18 protein-coding genes are annotated in these 17780 nt (G+C 73.1%); 9 read left to right on the top strand and 9 right to left on the bottom strand.

Features of this window, described 5'->3' with window-relative positions:
- Window positions 1–156: 156 nt before the first annotated feature.
- Window positions 157–1428: an ornithine--oxo-acid transaminase gene (gene rocD / locus PIJ49_RS16190; protein ID WP_271827067.1), complete on the bottom strand. Its 1272-nt coding sequence runs from the start codon at window positions 1426–1428 to the stop codon at window positions 157–159.
- A 2-nt stretch (window positions 1429–1430) separates the two neighbouring features.
- Window positions 1431–2318, bottom strand: a complete 888-nt coding sequence (gene ddaH, locus PIJ49_RS16185) for a dimethylargininase (protein ID WP_209684620.1) — start codon at window positions 2316–2318, stop codon at window positions 1431–1433.
- A gap of 235 nt (window positions 2319–2553) precedes the next feature.
- On the opposite strand from ddaH, the gene PIJ49_RS16180 reads away from it, so the two are divergent.
- From PIJ49_RS16180 to PIJ49_RS16155, 6 genes are all read left to right on the top strand, one after another.
- Entirely contained in the window at window positions 2554–2991 is a 438-nt protein-coding gene (locus PIJ49_RS16180) for an Lrp/AsnC family transcriptional regulator (protein ID WP_058729711.1), read from the top strand.
- A gap of 111 nt (window positions 2992–3102) precedes the next feature.
- Complete coding sequence (locus tag PIJ49_RS16175) at window positions 3103–3474, top strand: hypothetical protein (RefSeq protein WP_066651391.1); 372 nt, start codon at window positions 3103–3105, stop codon at window positions 3472–3474.
- A gap of 27 nt (window positions 3475–3501) precedes the next feature.
- Window positions 3502–4332, top strand: a complete 831-nt coding sequence (locus PIJ49_RS16170; protein ID WP_066651387.1) for a nitroreductase family protein — start codon at window positions 3502–3504, stop codon at window positions 4330–4332.
- On the top strand, window positions 4329–5111 hold the full coding sequence (locus PIJ49_RS16165; protein WP_271827066.1) for a YqjF family protein: 783 nt from the start codon (window positions 4329–4331) through the stop codon (window positions 5109–5111). The genes PIJ49_RS16170 and PIJ49_RS16165 overlap by 4 nt, the downstream gene beginning before the upstream one ends.
- 84 nt (window positions 5112–5195) lie before the next feature.
- On the top strand, window positions 5196–6959 hold the full coding sequence (locus PIJ49_RS16160; RefSeq protein WP_271827065.1) for a hypothetical protein: 1764 nt from the start codon (window positions 5196–5198) through the stop codon (window positions 6957–6959).
- A 102-nt stretch (window positions 6960–7061) separates the two neighbouring features.
- Entirely contained in the window at window positions 7062–8333 is a 1272-nt protein-coding gene (locus tag PIJ49_RS16155) for a phosphatidylserine decarboxylase family protein (protein ID WP_209684626.1), read from the top strand.
- Window positions 8334–8381: 48 nt separating this feature from the next.
- On the opposite strand, the gene PIJ49_RS16150 is transcribed toward PIJ49_RS16155, so the two are convergent.
- Complete coding sequence (locus PIJ49_RS16150) at window positions 8382–8858, bottom strand: hypothetical protein (protein WP_271827064.1); 477 nt, start codon at window positions 8856–8858, stop codon at window positions 8382–8384.
- 84 nt (window positions 8859–8942) lie between these two features.
- Here PIJ49_RS16150 and PIJ49_RS16145 point away from each other — a divergent pair, with 84 nt between their 5' ends.
- Window positions 8943–9938 carry an SDR family oxidoreductase gene (locus PIJ49_RS16145; RefSeq protein ID WP_271827063.1) on the top strand — a complete coding sequence of 332 codons (996 nt, stop codon included), beginning with the start codon at window positions 8943–8945 and terminating at the stop codon, window positions 9936–9938.
- Window positions 9935–10300, top strand: a complete 366-nt coding sequence (locus tag PIJ49_RS16140) for a hypothetical protein (protein ID WP_066651376.1) — start codon at window positions 9935–9937, stop codon at window positions 10298–10300. The genes PIJ49_RS16145 and PIJ49_RS16140 overlap by 4 nt, the downstream gene beginning before the upstream one ends.
- A 10-nt stretch (window positions 10301–10310) precedes the next feature.
- Here PIJ49_RS16140 and PIJ49_RS16135 read toward each other — a convergent pair whose 3' ends face one another.
- Both PIJ49_RS16135 and PIJ49_RS16130 read right to left on the bottom strand, forming a co-directional pair.
- The gene (locus tag PIJ49_RS16135) at window positions 10311–10523 is read right to left on the bottom strand and encodes a hypothetical protein (RefSeq protein WP_066651373.1); all 213 of its coding nucleotides are present in this window, start codon (window positions 10521–10523) and stop codon (window positions 10311–10313) included.
- A gap of 35 nt (window positions 10524–10558) precedes the next feature.
- Window positions 10559–14137 carry a proline dehydrogenase family protein gene (locus PIJ49_RS16130; RefSeq protein WP_271827062.1) on the bottom strand — a complete coding sequence of 1193 codons (3579 nt, stop codon included), beginning with the start codon at window positions 14135–14137 and terminating at the stop codon, window positions 10559–10561.
- A gap of 118 nt (window positions 14138–14255) precedes the next feature.
- Here PIJ49_RS16130 and PIJ49_RS16125 point away from each other — a divergent pair, with 118 nt between their 5' ends.
- On the top strand, window positions 14256–14720 hold the full coding sequence (locus PIJ49_RS16125) for a MarR family winged helix-turn-helix transcriptional regulator (RefSeq protein ID WP_158407717.1): 465 nt from the start codon (window positions 14256–14258) through the stop codon (window positions 14718–14720).
- Window positions 14721–14745: 25 nt separating this feature from the next.
- Here PIJ49_RS16125 and PIJ49_RS16120 read toward each other — a convergent pair whose 3' ends face one another.
- Genes PIJ49_RS16120 through PIJ49_RS16105 form a run of 4 tightly spaced genes read right to left on the bottom strand, consistent with a single transcriptional unit; the run spans window position 14746 to window position 17570 of the window.
- Window positions 14746–15621, bottom strand: coding sequence for a serine hydrolase domain-containing protein (locus tag PIJ49_RS16120; protein ID WP_271827061.1), 876 nt, complete (start codon window positions 15619–15621; stop codon window positions 14746–14748).
- A gap of 7 nt (window positions 15622–15628) precedes the next feature.
- Complete coding sequence (locus PIJ49_RS16115) at window positions 15629–16363, bottom strand: anti-sigma factor family protein (RefSeq protein ID WP_066651362.1); 735 nt, start codon at window positions 16361–16363, stop codon at window positions 15629–15631.
- The gene (locus PIJ49_RS16110) at window positions 16360–16875 is read right to left on the bottom strand and encodes a sigma-70 family RNA polymerase sigma factor (RefSeq protein ID WP_066651360.1); all 516 of its coding nucleotides are present in this window, start codon (window positions 16873–16875) and stop codon (window positions 16360–16362) included. Before PIJ49_RS16110 ends, PIJ49_RS16115 begins: the two co-directional genes overlap by 4 nt.
- Window positions 16872–17570 (bottom strand): YceI family protein, encoded by a 699-nt coding sequence (locus PIJ49_RS16105; protein WP_271827060.1) that lies wholly within the window; start codon window positions 17568–17570, stop codon window positions 16872–16874. Before PIJ49_RS16105 ends, PIJ49_RS16110 begins: the two co-directional genes overlap by 4 nt.
- Between the last annotated feature and the right edge of the window lie 210 nt (window positions 17571–17780).

Raw genomic sequence — 17780 nt, 5'->3', positions numbered from 1 at the left:
CTCCGGTTGTGCGGACGGGTGCTGACGCGCGCGGTGGGCGACGCGGGCGCGGTGGGCGACGCGGGCGCGGTGGGCGACGCGGGCGCGGCCGAGCGCGACGGACGGGAGGCGCGGCACCCGCTGGCACCGCGCCTCCCGTCCGTCGGGTGGTCGCGTCTATCGCGCGGCCAGCACCTCGCCGAGGGTCCCGATCGCCAGACGCACCTCGTCGTCGGTGACGACGAGCGGCGGCGCGAAACGGATCGTCGACCCGTGCGTGTCCTTCACGAGCACGCCGCGGTCGGCCAGGTCGTGCGCGATCTCCTTGCCGGTGCCGAGCGCGGGGTCGATGTCGATCCCCGCCCAGAGTCCGGCGACCCGGTGCGAGACGACCCCGTGCCCGACGAGCTCGTCGAGCAGCCCACGGAGCAGCGGTTCGCCGTCGAGCGCCCGCTGCTGGAACGTGCCCTCGCCGAGCATCGCGACGACCTCGGACCCGACGGCGGCCGCGAGCGGGTTGCCGCCGAACGTCGAACCGTGCTCGCCCGGACGCAGGACGCCGAGCACCTCGCGGGAGCCGACGACGGCCGACACCGGGACGATGCCGCCGCCCAGGGCCTTGCCGAGCGTGATCAGGTCGGGTCGGACACCGACACGCGAGACGGCCAGGGTGTGCCCGGTGCGCCCGAGCCCGGACTGGATCTCGTCGGCGACGAACAGCGCACCGAACTCGTCGCAGACCGCGCGGACCTCGGGCAGGTAGGACTCGGGCGGGATGACCACGCCGCCCTCGCCCTGGATCGGCTCGAGCAGGACGGCGACGACGGTCTCGTCCATCGCCTCCCGCAGGGCCGCTGCATCGCCGTACGGCACGGTGCGGAAGCCCGGCGTGTACGGGCCGAAGTCCTCGCGGGCCGAGGGGTCGTCCGAGAACGACACGATCGTGGTGGTGCGCCCGTGGAAGTTCCCGGACGCGACGATGATCGTGGCCTGCCCGGCCGGCACGCCCTTGACGCGGTAGCCCCAGGCGCGCGACACCTTGATCGCGGACTCGACGGCCTCGGCCCCGGTGTTCATCGGGAGCACGAGTTCGGTGTCGGTCAGCGATGCCAGAGCGGCGGCGAAGGGTCCGAGCCGGTCGTTCACGAACGCGCGGCTCGTCAGGGTCACCCGGTCGAGCTGGGCCCGGGCGGCGTCGAGCAGCCGGGGGTTGCCGTGGCCGAAGTTCACCGCGGAGTACGCGGCGAGTCCGTCCAGGTAGCGCTTGCCGTCGACGTCGGTCACCCACGCACCCTGGCCGGACGCGATGACGACCGGCAGCGGGCTGTAGTTGTGGGCGAGGGAGCGGTCCTCGACGGCGAGCGCGGCGACGGTGGCACCACCGGCTACGGTGGCGTCGCCGGACGCGCCGGCACCCGCGTGGGTGCCGGCTCCGGTCGCGGTGCTCACGGTTACCGCGCGACCGAGGTGCCGGTGCCGACGGGGTGCAGGTCGAGCGTGCAGCACTTCACGCCGCCGCCGCCGAGCAGCAGCTCGGACAGGTCGACACCGATCGGGTTGTAGCCCTTCTCACGCAGCTGCTCGGCGAAGGTCGTCGCACGCGATGCGATCACGACGTTGTAGCCGTCGGAGTACGAGTTGAGGCCGAGGATCGCGGCGTCCTCCTCGGTCGCGATGACCGCGTCGGGGAAGCGCTCGCGCAGGATCGCCAGCGAGGGCTCGTCGAAGGCGCTCTCCAGGTAGGCGATGTTCGAACGGCCGGTCGCGTCGGGCTCCGGGTCGAGCACGGCGATGGCGGTGTCGAGGTGGTAGAAGCTCGGGTTGATGAGCTTGAGGGTGACGACCTCGCGGCCGTAGATGCGGGCGAGCTCCTCGTGCGAGGTGCTGTCGGAGCGGAAGCCGGTGCCGGCGAAGATCGTGTCGCCGATGAGCAGGAAGTCACCCTCGCCCTCGTTGGTCTCCTCGGGCTCGGCGACGGTGAGGCCGGCGCTGCGGAACCAGTCCATGTACGCGGGTCCCTCGGGCTGGCGCTCGGGGTACTGGAACTTCGCGCCGTACGCGACGCCGTCGAGCACGAAGCCGCCGTTGGCCGCGTAGACCATGTCCGGCAGGCCCTCGATCGGCTCGATGTACGAGATGTCGAAGCCGAGCTGCTCGTAGACGTCGACGAGCGACTGCCACTGCTCGACGGCCTTCGACGTGTCGGTCGGCTCCTCGGGGTGCATCCACGGGTTGATCCGGTAGCTCACCGTGTAGTGCGTCGGCTTGCACATCAGGATCGTGCGCTTCGTGGCGACACGGGCCGGTGCGGCCTGCGGTTCGGTTGCGGTGTTCGACATCAGTCCTCCTGGGACCGGGGCCCGAGCCTGCCAGGAACCACCACGGGTGAAGCACTCCGATGAGATGCAGGCTCACTCATCGCAGCGGACCAGGTCGACGCCAGCAGCAGTCTGACACGAACGGTCCGATCGGTGCAGTACCCCGTCCACGAGCGCATGGCACCCGTTCGGGTGACGCACGATTCCTGCGTCCGACGCACCTGGCTCGCAAGAACCCCGCGTACGATCGACGAACATGGACACGCTCGACCACCGCATCCTGGACCAGCTCCGGGAGAACGCCCGAGCCGGCTACGGCGACATCGGGTCGGTGGTCGGCCTCTCCGCGTCGGCGGTCAAGCGTCGGGTCGACCGCCTGGTCGCCGACGGGGTCATCCAGGGCTTCACGATCAAGGTCGACCCCGCGGTCGAGGACCGCGGGACCGAGGCCTGGGTCGAGCTGTACTGCCGCGGCACCGTCTCCCCCGACGAGCTCCGCACGCTGCTCGACACCGTGCCCGAGGTCGTGGACGCCGGGACCGTCACCGGCAGCGCCGACGCCGTCGTGCACATGCGCTCCCGTGACCTGCCGGCGCTCGAGCTCGCACTCGACCGGGTGCGCCTGGCCCCGCAGGTCGACCACACCCGCAGCGCCATCGTCCTGTCGAAGCTCGTCTCCCGCGAGTCCGCGTAGCCCCCGTCTCCTCCGCGGAACGCAACGTCGGCGACGGTGCGCAGCGGCACAGCGGTCCGAGGGAGCGCCCACGTTGCGTCTTGCGAGCGTCCCGCGCGTAGGGTCGCGGTCGTGGGAATCGGGAGGACGGCCGGGAGGCGCGGCGCCACTCCCACGCGTCCGCCGGCGGCCCGGCGCCTGGTCGCCGCAGCCGCCGCCGCGTACGTCGCGAACTGCCTCTGGGGCACCGCGGTCGCGGTCCGGGTCATCCGCACGGAGAAGCTCCGCGTCGTGCACCACGGCCTCTTCGTCGTGACCGCGACGCTGACCGGGGTCGCCGCGACCACCCCGGCCTGGACACGGGACCGCTCCGCACTGTTCCTGCTGCCGGCGCTCGTCCCCCTCGCCCTCGCTCCACGCACGAACCCCCGCTCCGGAGCACACTGGAGAGTCGCGGTCGCCGCCGCACCGTCCTACCTGGGGGCGTTGCTCGCACGGCGCTGACCGCGACGACGAGACACGAGGGATGCAGTGGAGCTCTTCGAGGCCATCCGACGCCGGCGCACGACCAACGGCGCGTTCCTGCCCGACCCGGTGTCCGAGGAGCACCAGCGGCTGCTGATGGAGCTCGCAGGACGTGCACCCTCGCAGTTGAACAGCCAACCGTGGCGCTTCGTCATCGTCGAGGAGCGCGACACCATCGACCGCATCGCCGACATCAGCGGCCGGTCGATGACGCAGACGATGGCCGAGGGTTCGTTCTTCACGCGCTACCGTCCGTACTTCCGGTTCTCGCAGGCCGAGATGGACGAACGTCGGGACGGGATGCTGTTCGACAAGCTGCCGGGACCGCTCAAGCCCTTCACGAAGCAGGTGTTCACCAAGCGCGGGCAGCTCCTCATGAACACGCTCCGGGTACCGCAGACCCTCGGCGAGGAGAACCGGAAGCTCGTCGCCGGGTCGCCGCTCCTGCTCGGGGTGATGCTCGACCGCGACGAGTACCGGAAGGAGGCGCGCAACGCCTTCTACTCCGTGTTCAGCATGGGCGCGGCGATGGAGAACGTCTGGCTCGCGACGACCGAGCTCGGCCTCGGGATCCAGTTCGTGTCCTTCCCGATGGAGGTCGAGGAGGCCTGGGCCGAGGTCGAGCGGCTCCTCGCGGTGCCGCCGGAGCTCGAGCTGATGGCCGTCTACCGGATCGGCTACCTGCCGCCGGAGCGTCGACGTCCCGCCATCGACTGGGTGTCGAACGAGCGGAAGCGCCCGTCGCAGTACGTGTTCCGCGGGACCTGCGCCACCCCGCAGCAGGGGTGGGACGACGCGCCGGACGCTGCCCGCGCGACCGACGGGACCGTCTCGTGACCGCCGGACAGCGGGGCGGGGGCGAGCCGGGCCTCCCGGCCGTCTCGCCGGAGGCACCGCCCCTGCGCGGGACGCCGTGGATCTCGCAGGACTGGCTCGACGTGGTCTTCGTGCACTGGCGCGTCGACGTGTCGGCGGTGGCACCGCTGCTGCCCGCCGGAGCGCACCCGGACACGATGGCGCCGGACGGGACGGACGACGGCGCGACCACCTGGGTGGGCCTCATCGGGTTCCGCTTCACGGACACGCGCTTCCCGCCGCTCGGCGGGCTCGGACGGGCCGGCAGCGTCGGCGACTTCGTCGAGGTCAACGTGCGCGTCTACACGTGCGACGACCAGGGCCGTCGGGGCGTCGCGTTCCTGTCGCTGGACGCCGGGAAGCTCCTGCCGACGATCGGCGCACGGGTCGCGACGGGCCTGCCGTACTGGTGGGCGCACGCGGCGATCCGGAAGACCGACGGCCGGGTGGGCTACGCGATGCGTCGGCACGGGACGCACCTGCGGTCGACCTTCGACGTCCGGGTGGGCGACGCGGTCGACGAGCCGACGCCCCTCGAGACGTTCCTGACGGCACGGTGGGGCATGCACGTGCGCCGCGTCGGCGCGACGCGCTACTGGCCGAACGAGCACGAGTCGTGGCCGCTGCACCGGGCGTCACTCGTGTCGCTGCGGGACGACCTGGTGGCGGCCGCGGGGCTGCCCTTCGGACTGTCCGGACTGGAGCCGGACTCGGTGCTGTACTCGCCGGGGGTGACCACGCGGTTCGGGCGGGGACGCTGAGCATCACACTCGGCATGATGACAGCATCCCGTATTCCACATACATAGCCTTTCGGAGTCCGTTGAGTCTCCGAAAGGGAACAGCATGAACCTCCGCCCACTCACCGTCGGATCCGCCGTGGTCCTCGCGAGCTGCATCGCCGTCGGCGCTGCGAGCTCCGGCGCGTTCGCCGCGCCCGAGCAGCACGCTCGGTCGGCGGCATCGTCCGCGACGACGGCCCGATCCGCCATCACCGACGTCCAGCAGACCCCGCAGCGGGTCGGCGACCAGCAGTGGGTCGAGGTGCGCGTCACCGTCGACGCACCGACGGTCGTGCGCCTCCTCGATCCGTCGGGTGAGCCCGTCGCCGCGAAGAGCGGCGATCCTCGGAAGCAGGTCGTGTTCCAGGTGAAGCCCACCGGTCAGGACACCGCGCGCTACGCGGTGGACACCGGGCAGTCCTCGGCCGTCCGCGTCGTCGACCTCGACTTCCGCGGCCTCCCCCTGTCCGCGCCGCTCGACCTCAGCTCGGAGCGCCGCCTGGAGGAGATCGCCCGTGCGGTCGCACACGGCCAGTTCGTCCACGAGATGCGGTACGACGCGCTCCCGGGCGCCGAGGTGACGGTCGTGGCCAACGGCCGCTCGGAGGTCGTCACGGCCTCGGGTGACGGTGTCGCGACGGTCCCCGTCGAGTTCCGCGCGGGTGACAACCAGGTGCGGGCGAAGCAGGTGCTCGGGGAGAAGGAGTCGCTCGAGTCCGACGACCACTACACGTTCGGCGGCGGGTCGAGCGGCGGCGGCGAGACGCCCGGTGACGGCAACGGCGGCGGCTCCGGCGGTGGTGAGCAGCCCGGCGACGGCAACGGCGGCGGCAACGGCGGCGAACAGCCCGGCGACGGCAACGGCGGCGGCGAGCAGGTCGACCCCCGGTCGCTGCGTCTCGACCAGCAGCAGGGCGCCGAGCTCACCCCGAAGGACGGCAAGATCACCCTCTCCGGCCGCGCCTCCGCCGGCTGGATCACCGTCTACGGCAGCGGCGAACAGGTCCTCGCGACCACCCAGGTCGAGGACAGCCGCTGGTCCGTCGACATCCCCGCGGTCGCCGGCGCCCAGATCGCGTTCATCGCGCTCTCCGCCACCGAACACGGCGCACCCGTCGCCAACGAACGACTGAGCTACCTCGTCCGCGAGACCGGCGAACAGCCCGGCAACGGCAACGGTGGCGGGCAGGTCGATCCCGGATCGCTGCGTCTCGACCAGCAGCAGCAGGCCGATCTGACCCCGAAGGACGGCAAGGTCACCCTCTCCGGTCGCGCCTCCGCCGGCTGGATCACCGTCTACGGCAGCGGCGAACAGGTCCTCGCGACCACCCGGGTCGAGGACGGCCGCTGGTCCGTCGACATCCCCGCGGTCGCCGGCGCCCAGATCGCGTTCATCGCGCTCTCCGCCACCGAGCACGGCGAGACCGTCGCCCACGAACTCCTCCACTACAACGTCATCGACGCAGGCTCCGGCGGCGGCGAACAGCCCGGCAACGGCAACGGTGGCGGCGAGACGCCCGGTGACGGCAACGCTGGCGGCTCCGGCGGTGGCGAGCAGTCGCCCGCCGAGCTCGCGGTCGACCAGTCGGGGGCGGTGCAGCTCGACTCGGAGGGCTTCGTCACCTACACGGGCACGGCCCCCGGTGAAACCGTGCTGGTCCTCGTCAACGGGAAGCGAGCCGGTGAGTACCGTGTCCGCGACGGCCGCTTCGCCGCGAAGGTCTACCAGGCGCCGGGCCGGTACAAGCTGACCTTCCTCGCCAAGACGAACCCGCACACCAGCGCGTGGGACCACCTCACGACCACCGAGGTCACCGTCGAACGCTGACCGGGTCGCGACCTGACGAGACCCCGCCGATCCACGGATCGGCGGGGTCCGTCATCCTCGGAACTGCGACCGCTCCCTCGGTGCGTGAGTACCGTCGGGGACGTGACCGGTGGAGCGCAGCAGCAGGACGTCCGACGCCGCGCGGGATGGCTCCCGCAGGACCAGAGCGGGCTCGAGGCCTGGCTCCGCGGGCGTCGCGAACGCCACCAGGAGCGCGACCCCGACCGGGCCCTGCACCCGGCGGTCTCGGCCCTCCGCGACCTCGTCGAGGGCGACCCCGTGCTGCGGATGCACGCGCACCAGATGATCGAGCAGGTCCCCGCTGGTCGCGAGTACCAGGACCGGCACCTCGAGTCGTTCGGGGAGCTGCTCGAGCTCGTCGACGAGGTCATCACGACCGCGCCCGAGTACAGCGACGAGCAGATGGTGATGACGCCGCTCGACGGGGTGCTCGACTGGACGAAGGCCACCCCGGCGGGCTTCGCCTTCTACCGGGACCCGCGCGTGAACGACGCGCTCCGGACGATCCTGCAGGGGTGGTGCGACTTCCTGTCGAGCGACAAGTCCCTCGAGGTGCTCGTGGACGCACCCTCGGGGTGGTGCAGCGATGCCGCTCGTCGGGCGGTCGGCATGGACCGGTTCGAGCACGATGCCGACGCCGAGCACTGGGGCTTCGGGTCGTGGAACGACTTCTTCACGCGGCGCTTCCGGGACGGCGAGCGCCCGGTCGCCGCGCCCGACGACGACGCGGTCGTGGTGAGCCCCTGCGAAGCCACCCCGTACCGGATCGCCAGTCGCGTCCACCGGCTCGACGCGTTCTGGGCGAAGGCGGAGCCGTACTCGGTCGAGGAGCTGCTCGCCGGCGACGAGACCGCCGACCTGTTCGTCGACGGCACCGTGTGGCAGGCGTTCCTCAGCGCGCTCGAGTACCACCGCTGGCACAGCCCGGTCGCCGGGACGGTCCTGCGCGCCTGGGTCGAACCGGGGACCTACTACTCCGAGGCCTCGTCGCAGGGCACCGACGCCGCCGAGCCGCAGCTGTCACAGGGCTACCTGGCACACGTCGCCACCCGCGCGATCGTGCTCATCGACGCCGACGACCCCGCGATCGGGACGATCGCGGTCGTGTTCATCGGGATGTCCGACGTCTCCTCGTGCGTGATCGGCGAGGGGATCTCGGACGGTGCGCACGTCGGCAAGGGCGACGAGCTCGGGTACTTCCAGTTCGGCGGGTCGTCGGTGTGCGTGCTGTTCGGGCCGGACGTCGTCGAGTCGTTCTCGCTGGGAGCGCTGCCGCAGGCGCCGGAGGAGGAATCGGCGGTCCTGCCGGTGCGGTCGCACCTGGCGACGGCGCTGCGGCGGTCGTCCGACTGACGGAACCGGTCGACGTCGGCTCCGCGGACGGTCGGCTGCCGCCGCCCGTCACCGCGACGGGGCTCGGCCTGCCCGCTGTGCGTGCACGAGGGCGAGCACCGCGGCGAACACGGCTGCCGCGATGCCGCCACCGACCCAGACCGCCGCGCGCCAGGCGGGGAGCACCGGGCCCTCGGGGAGCACGAGTCCCAGGACGACGAGGACCGCGCAGCTCAGGACCACGCCGAGGAACGCCCAGGCCACGGCCGAGAGGTCGAAACGTGGCACGGATCGGGCGTACCGACTGATCTGCGAGAAGCCACCGACGATCCCGATCGTGGCCGCGATCGGGATCCCGAGCACACCGGCGACGGTCCCGGTGACGAGGGCGAGTGCATCGCCGAACGTCCTCCCGACCAGGACGGCGACGACCGCCAGCACGAGTGCGAGGACCGGTGACCCCAGGACCTCCCGGTACCGGGTCGGGGTCCGCAACACCCAGCCGGGAGGTGCCTCCTCGGTCTGCTCCTGGTCGTCCGTCTCCACCGCGCCATCCTGCCCCACGCCGTCCGGCGGCCGGGGGACAGCGGCTGGACCGGTGCGGACACGAGCCCGCGTACAACGGACAGCATGACGCGTGTGGCAGTGGTGACCGGTGGTTCGGCAGGACTCGGACGGGCGACCGTCCGCGAACTCGCGGCCCGGGGGTGGGACGTCGCCGTCCTGGCCCGTGGACGCGACGGTGTCGACGCCGCGGTCGCCGAGGTCGAGGCCGCGGGACGCCGAGGCCTCGCGCTGATCGCCGACGTGGCCGACCGACAGGCCGTCGAGGCCGCCGCCGAGCGCACCGAGCAGGAGCTCGGACCGATCGACCTCTGGGTGAACTGCGTGATGGTCGGGGTCTTCGGGCGCTTCACGGACACCGGCCCCGACGACTTCGAGCGCGCTGTCGACGTCAACTTCCTCGGCTTCGTCAACGGCACCCGCGCGGCGCTGGCCCGGATGGTCCCCCGTGACCGTGGGCACGTCATCCAGGTCGGTTCCGCACTGGGCTTCCGGGGCATCCCCCTGCAGGCCGCCTACTGCAGCGCGAAGCACGCCATCGTCGGGTTCACCGAGTCGGTGGTGTCCGAGCTCACGGAACAGGGCAGCAGGGTGGCCGTGAGCCGCGTCGACATGCCGGCGCTCAACACGGTGCAGTTCAACTGGGTGAAGTCGCTCCTGCCGCACCACCCGCAGCCCGTCGCACCGATCTACCAGCCCGAGGTCGGCGCCCGCGCAATCGCCGTCACTGCAGAGCGGCCGCGCCGCCGCACGTGGGTGGGCGAATCGACGGTCTACACGATCCTGGGCAACCGGATCAGTGGACGCTTCGCCGACTGGTACGCCGCGAAGACCCTGGTCAGCGGACAGCAGGCCGAGCAGAAGGACGGACAGTCGCTGCCGACGAACCTGCACGAGCCCGTCCCGGGCGACCACGGTGCGCACGGGGTCTTCGACGACTCCGCGCACGCCTGGTCGCCGCAGACGTGGTGGGTCGAGCACCGCAGGCTTGGCAACGGGATCGTCGGAGCCGCCGTCGGCGTCGCGGGCGCGATCGCCCTGGCCGCGGGGAAGCGCCGATGAGCCGCCGCTCCCGCAGGGACCGCCGGCAGCGTGCTCGGTGGGTCGAGGGGCTCCGCGCCGGCATCGGCGTCGCACACCTGCTCGCCTCGCGTGGGTCGACGGGCCGGGTGGCCGTGTTCGGTCGGGTGCTCGGCGCCCGGCAACTCGTGCAGGCCGCGCTGCTCACCCGCGCAGCGTCACCGGAAGCGCACGTCCTCGGCGCCGCGGTCGACGCCACGCACGGCGTCTCGATGGTGCCGCTCATCGCCCTCGACCGGCAGACACGGGGGTTCGCGGCACGACAGCTCGTCGTCGCCGTGGTCCTCACCGTGCTCGAGGTCGGCCTCGTCGGCACGGGACACGGTCGCCCCGGCCGACGCTGACCGCCGCTGCCTACTCGACCTCGTCGTTCGGCTGCTCCTCCTCGACACCCGTCTCGTCCATCCGGTCGCGCAGGTGGTCGGCCATGGCCCCAGCACCCTCGTGTCCGTGGTCGTGATCGACCTGCTCGACCAGGCCGGCGAGCTTCTCCTCGTTGGTGGCCTCGGTGGCACCGTCCATCACGGGGGCGGTCTGGACCTCGTCGTCGTTCGCTCGTGCGTTCATGGTCCGGACGCTACGCCCGCATCCGGTCCGGTACCTCAGAGGCGGAGGCGGCTGAAGACCCGGGAGACGTCACCGTGACGGTGCGCGGTGACGGACACCGTCTGCTCCCGCAGGAAGTGCAGCATCTCGACGATGCCGGACTCCACCACGGGGTCGTCGTGGATGGTCGTCTCGGTGCCGGCGCCCAGGGCCTCCTCGAGGGCACGGGCGTCACCGCCGAGCAGCCGGACGCGTGACCCGGGGCCGCCGAAGGCCGCGTGCCGTCGGGGCTCCGCTCCCTGCGCGAGCACCAGGTCGATCGGGTCGACCTCCGGCTCAGCGCCGTCCGACCACCCGTCCTGCAGCAGGGTGCCCGCCGCAGCCCGTCCCAGGAACGTGGCGTCGTCCTCGACGACCTGGTCGACCACGTCGAGGGGCGAGCGCGCCGTCGAGAACAGCGGCAGGAGCTCGGCGGGCAGCGGACGGGCGGTGCTGAGGAGCACGTGCGCGCGCGCTGCGGTCGCGGCGACGAGCACGCGGACGAGGTCGCCGGCGCCGACCCCCGAGGACTGCCGGACCACGACCGACTGCGGGCGGAACCGGATGACGTTCCGCTCGACGACCAGGTCCGCCGTGTCCCGCGATCGTCCGTACAACGATGCCCGGGCAGCGGCATCGCTCTCGGCCCCGGCACGGACGCGGTCGAACTCCTCGAAGGACAGTCCGGCCCGCGCCGCCTCGATGACGGCGGTGACGCGGTTGCCGAGTCCCTGCAGCTGGATGTTCCGGTGCGGCTGACGTCGGGTCGGGTCCCACCGGTCCGCCCCGATCACGGCCAGCGGCCCGCCGCGGTGCACGGTCGGACCGACCGCGGTCCCGCGCCACCCGCCGACGGGCTGGCGTCCCGGCCGGGCCCCGGTGGTCGGGCGGTCGACCACGAGCACGCCGGCCCGGGTCCGGTCGGACCAGGTCGCGACCTCGTCGGGGTCGAGGGTGTGGAGCGCCGCGACGGAGCCGCCGTCGACGGAGTGCTGCAGGGCGATCGCCTCGTCGAGGGTCTCCACGCGGACGACGTCGAGGACGGGTGCCGGCACGGCCGTCCGCGCGAGGTCGCCCGTGGCGCGGACGCCCTCGCGCACACCCGGCGACCAGAGCCGGCCGGTGTCGTCCAGCGCGACCGGTTCGACGAGCCAGGACTCCCCCGGGCGCAGCTCGGTGAGTGCGGTCCGGACGGCGCCGGTCGGCTCAGCGACGAGCGGCCCGACCTGGGCGGTCGCGTCCGTCGGCCACGCGGTGCGCAGGCCACGGACGGCATCGGCGAGCTGCTCGCGGAGGCGCGGGCTCTCCCCCACGGACCCGACGAGCACGAGCAGCGACACCGCCGACGACGCCTGTCCGGAGCGGGCGAAGGCGGAGGCGACGACGTCGCGCACCGCCTGGTCGAGGTCGGCCGAGGGGGTGACGACCGCGGTGACGACCCCGGTGAGCTCCGCCACGAGGGGCAGGTCCGCGCGCCACCAGCGGTAGGACCGAGCGGTCTCCGGGGTGCCGGTCAGGACGACGCGGTCGACGGCGGGGTGCGCCACGAGGTCGCGTGCGAGGTCGCTGCCGTCGAGGTCGACGAGCTGGAGCAGGGAGTGCGGGACCCCGGCGTCCCAGAGCACGTCGGCGAAGACGGCACCGGTGCGTCGGGCGGCGGTGGCGGGCTGGAGCACGACCCCGCTGCCCGCGGCGAGCGCGGTGAGCACACCGTCGGCGGCATCGAGGAGCGGGGCGTTCCACGAGGGCACGACGACCGTCAGGCGCGGCGGGACCGGGACCGCCCCGTTGATGTCCTCGAGGTGTCGCGTGCGGTCCGCGGCGTGCGTGGCGGCGTCGACGGCCCGGCTGACCTCGCCGTCGGCGTCGGTCAGGGTGAGCCCGAGCTCGGCGATCATCGTCTCGACGAGGGCCCCGCGGTGGGTCTCGAGCGCGTGGCCGATCAGGTCGAACAGCTCGGCACGGTCCTCCGGGTCCTGGCGGCCCCAGTTCACACCGGCCTGGGCGGTGCGGGCGACGAGACGCTCGAGGCGTCCGCGGTCGGTGATGCGGGCGGCACGGATCGTCCTGGTGCCGCGCTGCGACTCCGGTACCCGGGCGAGCACCTCGGCGGCCCACGCGCGGTTGCCCGGCGTGGAGGGGTCGGTGTCCTGCGTGTTCTCGGCAGCCGAGCGCAGCACCGGGTCACCCGGCGGCCGTCGGCGGTCCTGGGTGCGGCGCGTGGGCGGCGCGGGACGGAGGAGCGCGGCCACGGCGTCGACGTGCTCGGCGGTGGCACGCTCGACGGCAGCGGTGTCGTCGGTCGAGCCGGTCGTGTCCGCCGCCGTCGACCCGGCCGTGGTCGAGCCGCCCACCGGGCGGTGGCCGGCGACCTCGCGCAGTCGACGAGCGAGGTACGGGACGGCAGCGTCGAACTCGTCGGGCCGCACCAGTGGCACACCGAGGACCACGTGACCGAACGCCGTGCGCAGCACCTCGGCGTACCGCGTCGTGCCGAGGAGCAGCTCGGGTCCGACGACGTCGAGCACGTCGCGGCGCTCGGCGAGCACGTGCGCGGTCGCGAGGGCGAACGGGTCGTCGGTGGCGACACCGACGTGCACGGCGTCGGTCCGCTCGGGGTCGATCGCCGTGTCGAGCAGGCGCAGGAACGCGGTGTCCGTCGTGCGGGTGTCCGCGGTCACGGCGAGCGGCCGGCTCTCGAGCACGGCGTCGACCCCTTCGGTGGCGAGGAGCGTGCCCTTGGTGAAGCGGACGCGCACGGGTGCCCCGCCGGATGCCCGACGCTCCCGTGCTGCGGTCGTCACGCGGTCGAGCAGGTCGAGCGACTCGGGGAGTTCGGCGGGCAGGGTCACCCCGAGGGTGAGCTCCCGCGTGCCGTCCTGCTCGAGCAGCGCGCTCAGGACCGCGACGGCCCGTTCGACACCTCGGGCGCGGCCGGACTGCAGGGTGACCACGGGCGGTGTCGGCCGGCTCGCCGCGGTGTGCAGGAGCGGTGTGAGGTGCCGGACCGCGTCGGCGACGGCGGCGTCGAGGTCCCACGGGGACACCGGCGGCAGCACAGCGTCGAGGTCGACGGTGACGGCGGCGACGTCCTGGTGCAGCAGGTCGTCGAGTGCCGCGAGCCGTCGGTCGCGGCCGGCCGGTCCGAGCACGGCGGGGCCGAGCAGGTCGACGTCGAGTCGGGTGTCCGGTCCGCCGACCTTCGCGAGTGCCGCGGGGGTCCGGGCGGGCGTGGCGTCGACGACGAGGTGTCCTGCGAGTCGCCGGAGCACCTTCCGCGCGGAGGGGACGACCGCCCACGGCGCCATGGTCGCGAAGCCACCGCCCACCGTCACCGCGCCGCGGAGGTACCAGGCGAGGTCGTCCGGTACCGCCCGGCTCGCACGCTCGAGGTTCCGGGCGACGACCTTCGGGTCCTCCGGCCGGACCACGACGTCGACGAACGCGCGGGCGAACTCGGCGCCACGGGGGTCGGCGAGCAGCTCGGCCAGACGTGCGGCCGCGGGCTCCGGCTTCAGCCCGCGGGCGGCCTCGATCCACCCCTGTGCCCGCGTGACCGCGTCGTCGGTGCAGTCTCGGAGGTGCGGGGTCGGCATGGAGTGATCGTATTCCGGGCGTCCGACGTGACCTCTGAGCGCGCCGAGTGCCGCCCCGGAGTCAGCCGAACGGATGATCCTCGATCCCGCGGCACGCCCGCTGGTTACGCTGGCGGTCATGGCGGAGCAGGGCGGCGAGGGGCACGACTGGGCGACCTGGGACGCGTTCCACGACGTCTGGCGTCGGCTCGACCGGGCGCTCGACCAGGCCGTCCAGCAGGGTGCCGGCATCTCGATCCCCGAGTTCGAGATCCTGATCGGCCTGCACCGCGCTCCCGACCACCGGTTGCGGGTCCGTGACGTCGCCGCGGGCATCGGGTGGGAGAAGTCGCGCGTGAGCCACCAGGTCACGCGGATGGTCGGGCGCGGGCTCGTCGCCCGCGCGGACTGCCCGGCGGACGGACGCGGCAGCTGGGTGACGATGACGACCGAGGGTCGGCGCGCGGTGCTCGCCGGCATCCGCGCGCACACCGCGGCACTCGAGGAGCTGTTCTGGAGGCCCGTGGCTGCGGACGCGGACACCCTGCGGTCCGTCTCCCACCGCGTCCTCGACGCACTCGGTCCGGTCGAGCCGGAGGCCTGAGGAGAGCCCGCTCGGCGGGACCGGCTCAGCTGGACCCTGCGAGCACCTCCGCGACGGCCGCGGCCGTCGCGTCGGCACGCTCGTGGTCGTCCGCGGTGAGGGTGACGACGGCGTCGGCGACCGGGTCCAGGAGCACGAGCTGCCCGTACGCCCCGTGCAGTCGCCAGGTCCGTCCCGGGCCGCCCCAGCCCGCGAGGGCGTAGCGGTCGTACGACGGTGACGACCCCGCCGCGACCCAGTCGGTGTGCATCGCGTCGACGACCGCCGCGGGCACGAGCTGACGCCCGTCCGCCGCGCCGCGGTCCCGCAGCAACCGGCCGATGCGCGCGACCTCGGCGGTGCGGAGCCACAGGCCGCCGCCCGCGACGACGTGACCGAGCGGGCAGCGGTCCCAGCGGACGTCGTCGATGCCGAGCGGGGTGAAGATGCGGTCCTGCGCGTACGCGCCGACGTCGCCGACCCGTGCGGCCAAGGCCCTCGCGGCCGTGTAGGTGCTGGCGTTCGCGTACCGGAACGACCGTCCGACGGTCGGGCGTCCCAGGAACTCCCGTGCCAGGTCCGGCCAGTCGGTGGTCTGCGTCGGCGACCACGGCATGTCGATGCCGCTCGTCATGGTCAGCAGGTGTCGGAGCGTGACGTCCTGCACACCCGGTCCGAGCACGACGTCGGGCAGCAGCGTGCCGACGGACTCGTCGAGCGCGAGCAGCCCGTCGTCCGCGGCGGTCCCGACGGCCAGGACGACCACGCCCTTCGCGACGGAGTGCACGTCACGGCGGACGTCGGCGGACCAGTGGTGCTCGGCGGTGTCGTCGCCGACCAGCACGTGCAGGCCGTGGGCGCGGAAGCCCGTCCGCGCGACCGCGCGGACGACGTCGTCGAGCACTGGTGCGGCGCGGTCCACCCCGCCATCATCCCGTGTGTCGAGCGAGGTCGGTGCTCACCAGGGACCCGCGTTCGCCGCGCAGTCGGACCTGCACCTCGGCGATGTCGTCGCGCGGGACGTCCGTCGACGCCGACAGCCCGCGGGCCTCGGCCCCGGCTGCCGACCACGAGGCCACGGTCTGCACGGAGCCGTCCTTCCGGACCACCACGAGGTCGTACATCACCGAGCCGTCCGCCGACCACTCCCTGCCGCCGTACGAGCACCCCCAGTCGAAGCGCGTGCCCCACTGCTCGCCGCTCACGGCCAGGTCGACGTCGAGACCCTGAGACCCGGTCATCGTGTAGCGGTCGCCCGCGGTCGTCGGTGCGGACGTCGTGGGCGCGCCACCGGCCTGCACCGTCGCACCTCGCCCACCGGCCGTGCCGACGGCGAGCCCGCCGAGCACGGCGGCGACGACCGCCAGCCCCGCGGTCACGGCCACCCATGCCCGACGGCGGCGACGACGGTGTCGGACGCGGTGCGCGACGGCGGCGAGGGTGCTCTCGGGACGCGTGTCGGGCCTCCCGTCCGGTGCCGCGATCTCGACCGCCTGGTCGGCCGGGAGCTTCGCGAGCAGACCGGGCAGGCCGACGAGCTCGGCGACGGCCGCCGTGCAGCGGTCGCACGTCTCGAGGTGCCGCTCGTACTCGAGCCGCTCGTCGGGCGTGAGCGAGCCGAGGACGTACGCCGCGTCCCACTCCGCGTACCGGTCCTCGCTCATCGGGTCACTCCTCGTTCCTGCAGTGCGAGCCGGAGGGCCCGGAGCCCGTAGTGCAACCGCGACTTCGCGGTGCCCTCGGGGATGTCGTGTCGTCGTGCGATCTCCGGCACGGTGTGGCCGAGCCAGTAGGCGTCGACAACCACGCGGCGGTGGTCCGGGCTGAGCGACGCGAGTGCGTCCGCCACGACGATGCGGTCGAGCACCGCGTCCGTCCGGTCGGCCTCGGCACGGTCGACCGGGTGCTCGGAGCCCTGCTCACGCCGGTTGCGTGCGGAGCGGGCGTCGTCGACGACCAGGTTCCGGGCGACCGTGAACAGCCAGGCCCGTGCGCTGTCGGGCGCCCGCTCGAGCACCGCCGGACGCTGCCAGGCGCGGACCATGGTCTCCTGCACGACGTCCTCGACGGTCGAGCCGTCCCGCGTCAGGTGCCGGACGTACCGGGTGAGCGCGTCGCCGTGCTCGCGGTACAGCGTCGCCAGCAGCTCGTCGGCGGAACGGCTCGTCACGGTCACTTCGCCAGGTCGAGGGAGAACTCGACTGAGCCCTTCCCGTCCACGGTGACGAAGCCGAGCGACGGGGCCTCGACCCCGTAGTCGGCGAAGGTGATCGGGACCGAGCCGACGACCTGGACGGCCCCGTTCTTCGTCACGGCGACCTGCGCATCGGCCGTGACCGGCTTCTCGACGCCGTGCAGGTCCATCGTGCCGGTGAGCGTGACGTCCTGGGTGCTGCCGTCGAGCGCCTTCGAGACGTCGACGGGCTCGGTGAGCGCGAACGTCGCCGTCGGGTACCGGTCGGTCTGCAGGGCCTTGCTCCGGAAGTACTCGTCGCGCGCGGCCTCGGGTGTGGAGATCGTCGCGACCTGCACCGTGACGGTCGCCTTCGTGAGCGAGCCGCCCTCGACCGTCGCGGTGCCCTCCACGTCCTTCGTCCGACCGACCACGTCCACATCATTCCCCTGCAGGACCTCGTGCACGCGGTACCCGGCGTACGAACTGCTCGTGCTCGTCCAGGTGCCGTCGGCCTGCTGGGCATCGAGCGTCGCACCGGAGCCGGACGGAGCGGCGCTCAGCGAGGGGGCGGCGGCGGCCTGGCCGTTGACGGTGTTCGCGTAGATGACCGGGCCGGCGATGACGGCTGCGGCGCCGATGACGACGACACCGGTGGCGATGCCGATGACGACCTTCGTACGTGTGCGGAGTCCCATGCCCTGACGACGAGACAGCCGGCCGGATCGTTCACCCGGACGTGCGGAAGGCGCCGCTCCCGTGGTCGGGAGCGGCGCCTTCTCGTGGTGGTGCCGGTGCGGCGGTTGTGCCGCGGGGCGTTACTTGATCTGCGCGGTGATCGTGGCGGTGCCGACGAGCATGCCGCGCTTGACGGCGTCGGTGCTGAAGGTCTTGTTCAGCAGGCCAGC

It is taken from the genome of Curtobacterium uvaldense (genome assembly GCF_028307415.1).
In the GTDB taxonomy this organism is placed as follows: Bacteria; Actinomycetota; Actinomycetes; order Actinomycetales; family Microbacteriaceae; genus Curtobacterium.
The sequence above is the reverse complement of the archived record's forward strand: the minus strand, read 5'-3'. Positions and strand labels throughout refer to the sequence as shown.